Annotated in this window: 19 protein-coding genes; all 19 read left to right on the plus strand. The window is 36.8% G+C overall.

Going from position 1 to position 13,167, the window contains the following annotated elements; genetic code table 11:
• The first annotated feature begins 53 nt into the window (after nt 1–53).
• The 19 genes from QWY87_RS11325 to QWY87_RS11415 all read left to right on the plus strand — a co-directional run bounded on the left by QWY87_RS11325 (nt 54) and on the right by QWY87_RS11415 (nt 13,157).
• A complete protein-coding gene (locus QWY87_RS11325; protein WP_290291222.1) occupies nt 54–1,130 on the plus strand; it encodes a BamA/TamA family outer membrane protein in 1,077 nt (358 codons plus the stop codon).
• A gap of 61 nt (nt 1,131–1,191) precedes the next feature.
• The gene (locus tag QWY87_RS11330) at nt 1,192–2,139 is read left to right on the plus strand and encodes an aldo/keto reductase (protein WP_290291224.1); all 948 of its coding nucleotides are present in this window, start codon (nt 1,192–1,194) and stop codon (nt 2,137–2,139) included.
• Nucleotides 2,140–2,175: 36 nt separating this feature from the next.
• Nucleotides 2,176–2,982, plus strand: a complete 807-nt coding sequence (locus tag QWY87_RS11335) for an SDR family NAD(P)-dependent oxidoreductase (RefSeq protein WP_290291226.1) — start codon at nt 2,176–2,178, stop codon at nt 2,980–2,982.
• The gene (locus tag QWY87_RS11340; RefSeq protein WP_290291227.1) at nt 2,979–3,437 is read left to right on the plus strand and encodes a TspO/MBR family protein; all 459 of its coding nucleotides are present in this window, start codon (nt 2,979–2,981) and stop codon (nt 3,435–3,437) included. The genes QWY87_RS11335 and QWY87_RS11340 overlap by 4 nt, the downstream gene beginning before the upstream one ends.
• A gap of 4 nt (nt 3,438–3,441) precedes the next feature.
• Complete coding sequence (locus tag QWY87_RS11345) at nt 3,442–4,365, plus strand: alpha/beta hydrolase (RefSeq protein WP_290291228.1); 924 nt, start codon at nt 3,442–3,444, stop codon at nt 4,363–4,365.
• Between the two features lie 12 nt (nt 4,366–4,377).
• Nucleotides 4,378–5,103, plus strand: coding sequence for an energy transducer TonB (locus QWY87_RS11350; protein ID WP_290291229.1), 726 nt, complete (start codon nt 4,378–4,380; stop codon nt 5,101–5,103).
• 22 nt (nt 5,104–5,125) lie between these two features.
• On the plus strand, nt 5,126–5,938 hold the full coding sequence (locus QWY87_RS11355; RefSeq protein WP_290291230.1) for a metallophosphoesterase: 813 nt from the start codon (nt 5,126–5,128) through the stop codon (nt 5,936–5,938).
• 37 nt (nt 5,939–5,975) lie between these two features.
• Nucleotides 5,976–6,506 (plus strand): dihydrofolate reductase family protein, encoded by a 531-nt coding sequence (locus QWY87_RS11360; RefSeq protein WP_290291232.1) that lies wholly within the window; start codon nt 5,976–5,978, stop codon nt 6,504–6,506.
• Entirely contained in the window at nt 6,506–6,853 is a 348-nt protein-coding gene (locus QWY87_RS11365) for a DUF1801 domain-containing protein (RefSeq protein ID WP_290291234.1), read from the plus strand. The genes QWY87_RS11360 and QWY87_RS11365 overlap by 1 nt, the downstream gene beginning before the upstream one ends.
• 69 nt (nt 6,854–6,922) lie before the next feature.
• Nucleotides 6,923–7,267 carry a 5-carboxymethyl-2-hydroxymuconate Delta-isomerase gene (locus QWY87_RS11370; RefSeq protein ID WP_290291236.1) on the plus strand — a complete coding sequence of 115 codons (345 nt, stop codon included), beginning with the start codon at nt 6,923–6,925 and terminating at the stop codon, nt 7,265–7,267.
• A gap of 22 nt (nt 7,268–7,289) precedes the next feature.
• Nucleotides 7,290–7,532: a VF530 family protein gene (locus QWY87_RS11375; protein ID WP_290291237.1), complete on the plus strand. Its 243-nt coding sequence runs from the start codon at nt 7,290–7,292 to the stop codon at nt 7,530–7,532.
• Between the two features lie 103 nt (nt 7,533–7,635).
• A complete protein-coding gene (rlmF, locus tag QWY87_RS11380) occupies nt 7,636–8,613 on the plus strand; it encodes a 23S rRNA (adenine(1618)-N(6))-methyltransferase RlmF (protein ID WP_290291240.1) in 978 nt (325 codons plus the stop codon).
• A 25-nt stretch (nt 8,614–8,638) separates the two neighbouring features.
• A complete protein-coding gene (locus tag QWY87_RS11385; RefSeq protein WP_290291242.1) occupies nt 8,639–9,352 on the plus strand; it encodes a DUF6624 domain-containing protein in 714 nt (237 codons plus the stop codon).
• Nucleotides 9,353–9,361: 9 nt separating this feature from the next.
• Nucleotides 9,362–10,063, plus strand: a complete 702-nt coding sequence (locus QWY87_RS11390) for a DNA alkylation repair protein (RefSeq protein ID WP_290291243.1) — start codon at nt 9,362–9,364, stop codon at nt 10,061–10,063.
• Between the two features lie 31 nt (nt 10,064–10,094).
• Nucleotides 10,095–10,673: a uracil-DNA glycosylase family protein gene (locus QWY87_RS11395; protein ID WP_290291245.1), complete on the plus strand. Its 579-nt coding sequence runs from the start codon at nt 10,095–10,097 to the stop codon at nt 10,671–10,673.
• Nucleotides 10,674–10,695: 22 nt separating this feature from the next.
• Nucleotides 10,696–11,391 (plus strand): cyclase family protein, encoded by a 696-nt coding sequence (locus tag QWY87_RS11400; protein ID WP_290291246.1) that lies wholly within the window; start codon nt 10,696–10,698, stop codon nt 11,389–11,391.
• 103 nt (nt 11,392–11,494) lie between these two features.
• Nucleotides 11,495–12,088, plus strand: coding sequence for a GNAT family N-acetyltransferase (locus tag QWY87_RS11405; RefSeq protein ID WP_290291247.1), 594 nt, complete (start codon nt 11,495–11,497; stop codon nt 12,086–12,088).
• A gap of 61 nt (nt 12,089–12,149) precedes the next feature.
• A complete protein-coding gene (locus QWY87_RS11410) occupies nt 12,150–12,656 on the plus strand; it encodes a lipocalin-like domain-containing protein (protein ID WP_290291249.1) in 507 nt (168 codons plus the stop codon).
• Nucleotides 12,657–12,680: 24 nt separating this feature from the next.
• A complete protein-coding gene (locus tag QWY87_RS11415; RefSeq protein WP_290291251.1) occupies nt 12,681–13,157 on the plus strand; it encodes a hypothetical protein in 477 nt (158 codons plus the stop codon).
• Nucleotides 13,158–13,167: the final 10 nt, after the last annotated feature.

Genomic DNA, 13,167 nt, shown 5'->3' on the forward strand with positions numbered 1-13,167 from the left:
AGACTATATTTATATGAGAATTATAAAGAACCGGACAAAATAAAAAATTGTTAATGAGGCTATTAAAATGTTTTGCATTAGTTTCTGTTCTCTTTTTGACAACAGATTCTTTTGCTCAAGACAGTACTAAAACTGAAAAGCCATTTAAGATTGTACCCCTGATTACGAGTTCACCCTTAATGGGTTTTGGTTTTGGAGCAGCGGTTTCTTATTTATATGCAACTGATAAAGGAGCATCATCAAAATCGCAATTACAAATAGGAGGTCAATATTCAAACACAGATAGTTATAGCATCTTTCTTAAGAACAATGCCTGGTTCAAGAATAATAGAATTTTATCTGCTACGGTGATGACCTATTCGGGAATCAATAATGAATTTACTTCTGATGGAAAAGACGTTGCATATAATGTGAATACCTTGTTTATCTCTGAACAGCTCATGTTTAGAGTGGCTGAAGACATTTATCTCGGAGGCCCTTTAAAATACAAGAACATTAAATACAAGGCTAATAATGATGAAGGAGAAGATTTCCTATACGACAATGGTTTTCAAGATGAAAACTCACTTGGTGTAGGTATTTCTTCAAGCTATGATACCCGTAAGAATAAATACTATCCTATGGATGCAGCCTTTGTGAGTTTGAATGTTAATCTAAACCCATCATGGCTGGGTGCAATTGATAATTATAGTTCTCTCATTTTAGATGCACGTTATTATGCAAATGGATTTACAGATCATGATGTCTGGGCCTGGCAGGTTTATGGTCAGTATAGTTCTGAGAAAACACCAGACAGTGGTCTTCCAACACTTTCGGGTAAGAGTATGCTCAGAGGTTTTCCGGCGGGTCAATTTAAGGCTAAATATATGACAGGGGCCCAATCTGAATACCGTTATACCCCTGGGCAATCAAGGTTTCGGATAACCGGTTTTTATGGTCTGGCCAACCTTTCTGGTGGCTCTTACGGCATTGATGATAGATCAAGAGATGATGATGGATGGTATTCAGCGGGGGGTGTTGGTCTGAGGTACAAATTACAGCAAATTACAGGTGTAGATTTACGACTTGATTTTGTCAGAACGAGCATTGGAGAAAATGCAGTGTATCTTATGCTGAATCAGGCATTTTAAAAGCTAAATTATTGTTGAAGAATATATTATATTTGGTATGCAAATAACCAAAGCACATATCATGAAAGATCAAAATAAATCCAAGGATGTCAATCGTCGAAAGTTTTTAAAAACCGGATCAGCCTTTGCAGCTGCTAGCATGTTTTTACCCTTAGGAACTTCAAAAATATATGGTGCATTTAAAACAGGTCATCTGGAGAATTCAATTCCTGTTGCAACACTTAACAATGGTGTTAAGATGCCCATGCTTGGTTTTGGTACCAATACATTAAGAGACGAGCTTGGTGTGAAATCTGTAGCTACTGCCATTTCAGTGGGTTATCGCCTGATAGACACTGCCCACATATACGGAAACGAAGAAGCTGTGGGAGAAGGTATCAAGAAAAGTGGTATCAAAAGGGAAGCACTTTTTATAACATCTAAACTATGGGTTGACGATGCGGGCTATGAAAGTACAAAAGAAGCTTTTGAAACCTCTATCAATAAATTGGGTGTGGATTATTTAGACCTATATCTTATCCATAGACCTCGAGGTGATGTAAAAGGCTCATGGCAAGCCATGGAAGAACTTTATAAAGAAGGTAAAATTAAAGCCATTGGTATTAGCAACTTTAGTCCTAAACAAATAGATGAACTAATGACTTATGCCAAAGTAAAGCCAGCGGTGAATCAAATTGAAAACCACGTTTTCTTCCAGCAGGATGAATCGCATAAATTCTTAAAAGAATCTAATATTCAAATGGAGGCCTGGTCACCATTTGCGGCAGGACGAAATGGAATTTTCACGAATAAAACGATTGCTGACATTGGGAAAAAGTATAATAAGAGGAATGCTCATGTATGTCTTAGGTGGCTGTTTCAAAGAGATGTTGTGGCTATCCCAAGGTCTTCTAATAAAGCCCATATGATTGAAAATTTGGATATTTTCGATTTTGAATTGTCAGAAGCTGACATGAAAGCAATAAGCAAATTAGATCTGAATGTGACTCAATTTCCAGAGTGGGAATAAAGCTTGATGAACCCAGATAATTATATATACCAATAGATGAACACAAGAGTAGATCAGCAATTAATTTTAATTACAGGTGGCTCCAGTGGCATTGGTAAAGCTGCAGCTGCAGCCCTGCATCGAAATGGCGCCAAAATTATTTTACAAGCCAGAAATCTAGCAAAGCTAAAAGCGGCGGCTGAAGAGATCGACCCAAACCTAGAAAGGATTAGTTATTATAGTGCTGACCTTAGCAATGAAGATGAGGTTATCTCTGTTGCAGATGAACTAATTAAAAAAGAAGGACTTCCTGATGTGATTATCAATAGTGCAGGAGCAGGTGAGTGGTTGTCTTTTAATGAGGCAGATCTAGGTCATTATAGAGAGACTATAAATTCTCCTTACCTGGCAACAGCTTCTACATGCAAAGTGTTTTTTGACCGAATGCAACAAAGAGGATCCGGGCATTTTATCATTATCAATTCTGCAGCCTGTTATTTTTCATTTCCCGGGACTACGGGTTATGCTCCGGCGAGATGGGCAATGCTGGGATTTGCAAAAGCCTTACAAGCAGATCTTTACGATACCAATTTTAAGGTTTCGATGATTGCCTTGGGTAAGGTGGATTCTCCATATTTTGATAATAACCCCTTAAGTGAAGACCGTATTCCTAAGATTGCTGATTGGTTGATTCCAACAATGACTTTAAATACAGCGGCAAAGGTTATAATGAAAACCGTAGAGACTAAAAAAAATACTGTTATAAAGCCATTTATGATGTCAATGATGGTGTTTTTGAATAGGTTTATGCCAGGAATTTTTCGATGGTTAATGAGAATCACGAGTAATGTAAAAAGTACATGATATATAGAATTATAATTTTTTTGGTCATCAATTTTGCCGCCCTCGCTTTGGGAGGTTTGTTTACAAGTAAAGGAGTTCCTTCAGATTGGTATGCGGGTCTTATTAAAGCTCCCTGGACACCGCCAGGTTGGGTTTTTGGAGCAGCATGGACTACCATCATGATTTGTTTTAGCTTTTATATGGCCTATTTATGGCCAGCTACTGAGAATAAGAATCTCCTTATCGGGTTATTTATAGTCCAATGGATTCTTAACGTATCATGGAATCCTGCATTCTTTTATTTGCATCAAATTACCACAGGACTTGCTATTATAACGAGTCTTACTTTGCTAGTGGGGTTTTTTCTTTTTTATTATTGGCCTCAAATAAAGTTAAAAACGCTTTTTATCCTTCCTTATTTTATATGGCTACTCATCGCTACTTCGTTAAATGGCTATATTTATTTTAAGAATTAAACAGATGAAATACATTGGATTATTAAGCCTCTTCATCATGACCATGTCATGCAAAAAAGAGTTGTCTAAAAATAGTGAAAAAGAGGAGCACATAGACTATCTGGAAGTAATTAAAGAAGGTTATGAGTTGAGCAGTAACGGAGAAAATAGCAAGGCTGTTTTGGTCTTGTTTGGCGGATATCCTGAAGTCCCTAAAGATGTAAAAGAACAATTTAACATACTTCCCATAGCAAAAGAGAATCAAGTTGCAGTTCTTATTGTGAATTACAATCAAAAATTGTATTTAGAAGAGGAGGAGAAGAAGCAATTGGCCGAACGACTTTTAGGTATTTTAAAAGAGCATAAACTGCCTCTTGATAACCTTTACATCGGAGGATTCTCAAGCGGAGGAAATGTTTCTTTATTGTTGAGCTCTTATATTATAGGGCATCCGGAATTAGATTTCAGTCCTAAAGGTGTTTTTATTGCTGATTCACCAATCGACCTGGCTGCTTTGTATTATGCAGCAGAGAAAAATTTGGAAAACAATTTTTCCAAACCATCGGTTGAAGAAAGCACTTGGATTATAGAGCAATTTACCACTCAATTTGGTAACCCACATCTCAACCTTTCCAAATATGAATACCATTCGGTATTTACCTTAGAGACTGATGATACGCACAATATCAGTGAGCTGAAAAACACTAAAATCAGATTGTATACAGAGCCGGATACACTATGGTGGCAAGAAAACCGAATGGCAGCTTATGAGCAAACAAATGCCTTTTATATCAAGAAACTTGCTGCGTCTTTACGAGCCAAACAATTCAAAGATGTTGTCTATATTCCAACAGAAAATAAAGGTTATAGAGCCAATGGAGAACGTCACCCACATAGCTGGTCAATTGTTGACGAAAAGGATTTGATAGAATGGATGCTGTCAGAATAAGCACAAATTAATATGCAAAAATTAGTACTTTTTTTACTTTTGACATGTAGCCTTTGTGCTCATAGTCAGGATACAATTTATTTAGGTGAATTTGGTAGCGGTATTGTTAAGAATAAATCACAAGCGACGAAATACCGTATAGTAACGCCTGATCCTAGCGAGAAAGACGTGTATGAGGAAAGGACATTTTACATGAATGATACGCTTTCTATGTATAGGAGTGTCTATAAATATTATAAGAAAAAGAAGCAAGTAAGAATTCAAAAGTCTTATTATAAAAGCGGGAAAATACATTTACTTATTCCATACCACCAAGGGAAAAATCATGGAGATTTTATATCCTATTGGGAAAGCGGCAAACTAAAAAGAAAAGACCTTTTTAAGAATGGAAAATTTGTTGAAGGAACCTGTTGGGATGAAGAAGGTGTAGAAGTTCCTTTTTACAGATTTGAAATAAATCCTGTTTTCCCAGGAGGTCTCGAAGCGATGCATAAGTATGTAAAAGATAATTTTGATGTAAGTAAGGTGCCTGAAGGTAGTATTTTCACAAAGGTGCAAGTGAGCTTTTATATTGACACAGATGGTTCAGTAATTGATGCAAAGATGCGAAAAACGGCTGATCCTATGACCAATTACCAGGCCATAAAGTTGGTTATGGATATGCCAAAATGGTCTCCAGCCATGCAAGATGGAAATCCAGTAAAAGTGAAAAGAACTTTACCCATTGCTTTAAAATAACAGTCTTTTAGGAGGTTTAATTATGGCTAAATTTACAAGAAGAAAATTTATCAAAGGAGGTGTTTTAAGCGCCTTGGCACTCGTTATACTAGATTCTTTTTGGTTCGAAAAATATGTGATAGACTGGAATTATTTTGACATTTCAAAGCCAGGATCGGATAAACTTAAGACGCTTCAAATCTCTGACTTACATTTTGATAAATTGCGGTATTTTCATAAGTCAATGGCTAAAAAAATCAATAAAATTCAGCCAGATCTCATTTTTATTACCGGAGACTCGGTAGATGCTACAGATAAAATTAAAGGGCTTGATGATTTTCTTTCTCTGATTGACCATTCTATAAAAAAAATTGCAATTACCGGGAACTGGGAGTATTGGGGGGATGTTGATTTGATTCAACTTAAAAACGTGTATGCAAAACATAATTGCGAACTGCTAATTAATGAAAACAGGACGCTGACTTTAAGAAACAGAGAATTGTCGATCATCGGACTTGATGATTTTGTTGGGGGCAATTCTGATTTCGAAAAATCCCTAAAAAATTTAAAACAGACCGAAACGAACATTGTACTTTCTCATTGTCCTGGATATCGAGATGTTTTGGAGAAGGAAAAAGAAAACTTGTCGATTGACCTGGTACTTTCAGGTCATACCCATGGAGGTCAGATATCAATTCTTGGATTTGTTCCGTTTAAGCCTCAAGGAAGTGGCAGGTACTTAAAAGGCTGGTATAAAAATACTACACCACATATGTATGTCTCAAAAGGAATAGGAACAAGTGTTTTGCCAATAAGATTCGGTGCCAGAGCAGAGGTGGTGCAGATTGATTTATAAAATTCTTACCTTGTAATATAATACAAATCTTGAATAAATGAGAAAGATCATCTCCTATATAGCCGTGAGTTTAAATGGAAAAATAGCCAAAAAAGATGGCAGCGTTGATTGGCTGGAGTCCATTCCAAACCCTGACAAAAGTGACTATGGTTATGGAGATTTTTATGCTTCTATCGATACAACTATTCAGGGTTATTCAACCTATAATCAGGTAATGGGCTGGGGAATAGATTTTCCGTATGCTGATAAAAAAAATTATGTATTTACCAGGAAGACAAACCTAAGTGACACCCAATTTGTTGATTTTATATCAGATGATCATATAGCGTTTATTGAGCAATTGAAGTCGCAAGCAGGATCCGGAATTTGGCTTATTGGTGGAGGTCAATTGAATTCATTTTTCTTGAATAACAAAATGCTTGATGAGATTATTTTGTTTGTGATGCCAATTGTTTTAAGTGAAGGCATTGATTTGTTTGGCGCAATTCCTAATGAAACAGCGCTCAAATTACTCGAATCAAAATCATATAGCAATGGGGTTGTTGAATTAAGGTATAGCCTCAAATGATGTCAAAGGATGAATTCTATTTAAGCAAGACAGAACCCAACAGAAGTTGTTTCCTGGCACTGCGTGACCTGATTCTTCATCAAAACACATTGATTTCAGAAACAAGGAAATATGGAATGCCTTGTTTTTGTTTTAAGGACAAGGCTTTTTGCTATTTATGGAAAGATAAAAAAACAGATGAACCGTATATTCTATTTGTTGAAGGTAACCCGCTTGAACATCCACAATTAGAAACAGGTGGGCGCGCCAGAATGAAAATTTTAAGAGTGAACCCAAATAAAGACCTTCCAAAACAAATGATTGAAGTACTTTTGCGCAAGGCTTTGGATCTTTATAGAGTTGTTTAGAAATGCAAACAAAGCCATAAGCGGAGAATTCAAAGACGAATTCATTTATATACAGCGTAAAAATAAGCTATGCCACATTTTATAATAGATTGCTCAAAACATATCATTGAATTGAAAACACCTGATGAAATTATTCAAAAGGTTTATGATACTGCTGAAGACAGCGCACTTTTTGAAAAAGGTGATATAAAGGTTAGAATAAACCCTTTTGAATATTACAATGTTGGTAATTCAAAGGATGATTTCATTCATGTATTTGCCAATATGATGGAAGGAAGGTCCATAAGTCAGAAAAAGGATTTGTCAGAAAAGATTGTTGCAGCCTTGAAATCGATGTTTCCTGCTGTTCCTATTATATCAATCAATATAAGAGATTTTGAAAAGGCGACTTATTGTAATAAGTCAATGGTCTAATAAATCGCAAATCAAGAGGCAGATGAAAGATAAAAATAAACCATTGGAGGAACAACCTAACAATCCGTTGCATGGAGTCAAATTAGCTACCATTTTAGAGTCATTGGTTGACCATTATGGATGGGAACAACTGGCATCAAAAATTAATATTAATTGTTTTAAAAAGAATCCTACGATAAAGTCTAGTCTTAAATTTTTGAGAAGGACACCATGGGCCAGAGAAAAAGTAGAACAATTATACCTTTCAATTCAAGCATATCTTTAAAAGCAGTCTCAACTATTAAATTGTACTTACTTTGGGCTTTCAATAGACGAAATTGTCCCAAGAGATTTTCTTATCTTACCAACTTAACCAGCTTTAGAATTTCATGTCTGATAAAAAGAAGAAACACCCTGATAAAAAGCCAAAATTACATCCTCGAAACAAACATAGAGAGCGATATGATTTTAAAATACTTATAGGCAGTTGCCCGGAATTGAAACAATTTGTCGTTGAGAATAAATATGGCGACGAATCAATTGATTTTTTCAATGCAGCCGCTGTCAAAATGCTCAATAAAGCCTTGCTTATCCATTATTATGGGCTAAAGGATTGGGATATTCCAGAAGGCTATTTGTGCCCACCCATCCCCGGAAGGGCAGATTATATACACCATATGGCAGATCATTTGCGTATAAGTAATTTCGGCAGGTTGCCTGATGGAGAAAGGATCACTTGTCTGGATATAGGAGTAGGTGCCAACTGCGTGTATCCTATCATTGGGGTGCATGAATATGGCTGGTCATTTATAGGCTCGGATATTGATCCTGTTGCTATAGATGCTGCCAATAAAATAATTGAGGAGAATCCGCATCTAAAAGAAAAAGTTGAATGTAGGTTACAGCCTAAATCATCTGATATCTTTTATGGAGTGCTGCTAAAGACTGAGCGCGTTGATCTTACTATTTGCAACCCACCATTTCATGCTTCTCAGGCTGAGTCAAGGGCTGGCACGCTGCGTAAACTAAGTAACCTAAAGAAAGAAAAAGTCACAAAAGCAGAACTGAACTTTGGAGGGAAAGAAGGAGAATTATGGACAGATGGAGGAGAGAAGCGGTTTATCCGAAGGATGATCAAGGAAAGTAAAAAGTTTGGCAAAGCCTGTTGTTGGTTTTCGACTTTGGTCTCTAAGCAATCAACCTTAAAGGAAATTTATACTTTACTAGACGAGTTGGAGGTAGAAGAATATAAAACCATCCCTATGGGACAAGGAAACAAAACCAGTAGAATTGTAGCCTGGACTTTTTTAAATAATGAAGAAGAGAAGTCATGGGTTCAAGAACGCTGGATAAAAGCAAAAAAATAGATTAGTTGATACTATAAATAAGGATATGATCAAGAAAGTAATTAAGATGAAACTTATATATGTATTGTTGTTTATCATGACAATGGCCTGCAATACAAAAAATGATAATAAGGAAGCGCCGGTAATTAAGGATGTTAGTGTTGATCTGGTGGCCATGCTTGATACTGTTTTTAGCTCAGAACAAGAGCCTATCAGTTTAAGAGATGAATATATAGACAAGTACGGTGTTGATTCCAAAGAAGCACAAGAACAGCAAAAGATTTACGAACAAAACCATATCATCAATGAGCGGAAGATTCGTGAGATGCTAGATAATGATGGATGGCCGGATGTAGCGATCATAGGAGAAAGAGGGAATCGGACCATTTGCAATGTAATTCAACACGCTGACAATGATGTCAGGATACTTTACCTCCCGATGATGAAAAAGGCTGTTAAAGATGGGAATTTAAATCCTCAGTTATTAGTTAGAGCAGAAGACCGTATCGCAACTGAACGAGGCGACCTTCAGATATATGGCGGTCAGATGAAGTACTATCCTGAAACCAAAAGTTTCAATGTATGGCCTGTTTATGACCCGGTAAATATTGATAAAAGAAGGGCCGAAATTGGTTTAGGACCCATTGCGGAGTTTTTGAAAGCGCGATTTGATTTTGAATGGGATCTTGAGGAACAAATCAAAAGATCTGAGGCATTTGAAGCTGAAAAGAAGTTAAAAGAAAATGAGGATAATCAGTAAATACAACTTGTGAAATTAGAAGAAGTCTTGGCATGCCTTTATGATCTTCAGGATGCAGAGGTGGTTCGTTATAAGGAAAAGAAGTTTGGAGCTATTTCTCATAATTCCCTGGGTATCTACCACAAAGACTTACGTGTTATTGCCAAAGAGATAGGAAGAAACAATGACCTTGCACTACAGCTATTTGACAGCGGCATTTATGAAGCCAGACTGCTGTGCAGCAAGATATTTAATCCAAAAGACCTGACTGCTGAACTTATGGAGACTTGGGTTATTACTTTTGAGAACTGGGAGATTTGTGACAGTTTCTGCATGGGGTTGTTTGCTAAAAGCGAGCTGGCAATTGATAAAATACAAAACTGGACCAAGAGGGAAGCTGAGTTTGAGAAAAGGGCTGGTTTTGCCATCATGGCTGCTTATTGTATGGCAGATAAGAAAGCGGCTAATGTAGTTTTTGAGACATTTTTACCTATCATTAAAAGAGAAGCAAATGATGACCGTCTTTATGTGAGAAAAGCGGTTAACTGGGCCTTGAGAAGCATAGGGAAACGGAATATTGATTTGAATCTTAAGGCTATTCAACTCGCTCATGAAATAGTAAACCTGGATAGTAAGGCGAGTAAATGGATCGGAAAAGATGCCATCAGAAAATTGGAGTTAGATACAGTTAATATACTTGACTATCCTCGTGCCATATACAGACCACTGTGAGGAAGACTTTTTTTTTAGATCTATTTAAGGGATGAAAGAACTACTTGATAAAATACGAAGTTGTACCATTTGTCTTCCGCATTTAATCAATGGGGTAAATCCTGTATTGGCTGCCCACCGGAATAGCAAGATCGCCATTATTGGACAAGCTCCGGGAACAGTGGTCCATAAATCAGGAATACCCTGGGATGATAAAAGCGGAGAAAGGTTGAGAGCATGGCTGGGCATAGATAACACTGATTTTTATAATGCTGAAAAAGTAGCGTTGATCCCTATGGGTTTTTGTTATCCCGGGAAGGGAAAGAGTGGAGACTTGCCACCAAGAAATGAATGTGCTCCTGAATGGCATGAATCCTTATTTAAGGAAATGAAGAACCTACAAATCATCATTTTAATCGGGACTTATGCGCAATCCTATTATCTGAAGGAAAGAAAGAAAAAAACACTGACTGAGACGGTAAAGAATCATGCTGAATATTTGCCAAAATATTTACCTTTGCCTCACCCATCTCCGAGAAATAACATTTGGTTAAGTAAAAATGCATGGTTTGAAATAGAAGTGATTCCTATACTGCAAGACAGGGTCAGAGCGATTTGTAATAGTAAGTAGATTTATTTTTTAAATAGCGTTTATGGCAGAGATTATTGATTTAAGTCAAGGGATTTATCAGGGGATGCCTGTTTTTAAGGACCTTCCTCGGGTAAAGATGACAATTCATAATTCACATGAAGAATGGGAAGGAATTAAGAATCCAAAAGTAAAGACGCCGGCGGTCCATAAATTAGAACTGGGAGAACATACAGGGACTCACGTTGATGCCATAAACCACATGGCAAAACAATACAAAGGGCAGTCAATCGATACCATGCCATTATCCATGTTTTACACCGAAGGAATTTGTCTGGATTTTTCACATAAGGGTTTAAGACAGTTAATCACATCAGCTGAAATTGAAGCCTACTGCCAAGAAAATGGATTGATTATTCAAAAAGGAGATACGGTATTGCTTTATACCGATCACTATAGAAAAATGTTTGGTAAAAACGACTGGAATAATGGCCCAGGGATAACTGCAGAGGCAGCTCGTTGGTTGGGAGAGAAACAGGTCTCGGCTTTTGGTGTAGAAACGATGTCTCCTGGTGTGTCTGGAGTTTCAAATAAAGAAGTGCATCATATTTGTGGTGAATTGGGCTTTACGCATTATGAGAATTTGATCAATCTTTATAAACTAGTTGGTAGAGGCAGGTTTAGATTTATAGGGCTTCCTCTTAAGATTATGGGCGGTACTGGTTCTCCTGTAAGAGCCGTAGCTGTTTTTGAGGATTAAACAATTCATGTTTCTCATCCGAGTAATCAAGATTATATTCGACCAGCACAATTTTTTTCGACTTATATAAGTAGTATGGATTTGGTATATTTGAAATAAAACAATGAGCGAGGATTTTAACAGAGATATCATACTTGAAAATGAAAGGGTTTTGCTACGACCTTTAGCCATCTCGGATAAAGAACTGTTAATGCATTTTTCTCTAAATGAACCTGAATTGTGGACTTACTCTTTAACACCTGCCAGTGGTGTTGAGAACTTAGAACACTATATCTCTAAGGCAATTCATGATAGAAAAGAGGGCAAGTCGTATCCATTTTTGGTTATTGATAAGGCTACAAATGAGGTGGCTGGCTCCACGCGATTTTATGATTATAATGAATTGTATAAGACGGTACAGTTAGGCTATACTTGGTATGGTAAAAAATTTCAAGGTACAGGCTTAAATAAGCATTGCAAGTATTTACTATTAAGTCATGCTTTTGAATCCTGGCATATGGAACGTGTTGAGTTTAGAGCAGATGCCACTAATAAACGATCAATAGCTGCCATGAAAAGTATAGGTTGTATCGAAGAAGGTGTTCTAAGGAGCAACTGTTCAAGCCCTAATGGAAGACGCGACAGTATTGTGCTTAGCATTTTAAAAAATGAATGGCAGGATGGTGTTAAGCTGCTTTTGAAGGGTAAATTACAATGACAAAAATTAATATGTGCTGCACTATTAAGTAGCCTAAAAAACAACCCATAATTAAAAATATATGAATTATTTAAGAATCATCATTACCCTATTTGTATTTAGTATAACAATCAGTTGTAGTAAAGCGGTAGAACAAAAAGAAACAAATCCATTTACCGGCTTGTGGTCATTAGCTGCTATGGATCAATTGAATCCGGAAACGAATCAATGGGAACAATGGAGAGACGGCATGCAGGGTTATATTTTATATGATGATCTAAACAATATGTCAGTTCATCTTACTACTTCGGGTTATCAAGATACTGAGATTCGGTTTGCAAATTTCACGGATACCATTTCTACAGCTGCTTTAAAACACCTGACCGGCTCATATGTTTATGTCGCAAAATATAAGGTTGATAAAGAAGCAGGTACGGTTGAGCACGCCAGAATATCTCATTCGAACCCTGGTGACTGGAATGCAGTCGTTAAGAGAAGGTATACTTTTAAAGGAGATACCTTGATCTTACAGCCAGTTGAAAAGGCAAATTCAGGCTTAAGGTTAAAGTGGGTAAAAGACAAAAATTAGATTGTAATAGTCACTAATATGGAAATGGAATATTATACATTGGCACGGGTTGTTCATGTGATTGCTGTCATCTTATGGATCGGCGGAGTCAGCATGGTAACAACCGTTTTGATACCGGCCATCAAAAAATTAAAATCCAAGGAAGATCAAATCAAGACATTCGAGCAGATCGAAGGTAGGTTTGCAGTCCAGGCCAAGGTAACAACCTTACTCACTGGAATAACTGGTTTTTATATGCTGTATGCCATAGATGGATGGGACCGATACTTAAACCTTAAGTTTTGGTGGATTCATGCCATGACCTTGGTTTGGGTCTTATTTACATTGGTTTTATACGTTTTAGAACCATTGGTATTACACAAATTATTTAGAAAATATGCAGAAATAAATCCCGGTAAAACTTTCTCTATTATGCACAAGGCACATTGGTTCTTACTCTTATTGAGTTTGATTACAACTGCAGGTGTCGTAGCAGGAAGTCACGGCTGGTTTCTCTTTTAACACTTTAATT

It is taken from the genome of Lutimonas halocynthiae (assembly GCF_030409835.1).
In the GTDB taxonomy this organism is placed as follows: Bacteria; Bacteroidota; Bacteroidia; order Flavobacteriales; family Flavobacteriaceae; genus Lutimonas; species Lutimonas halocynthiae.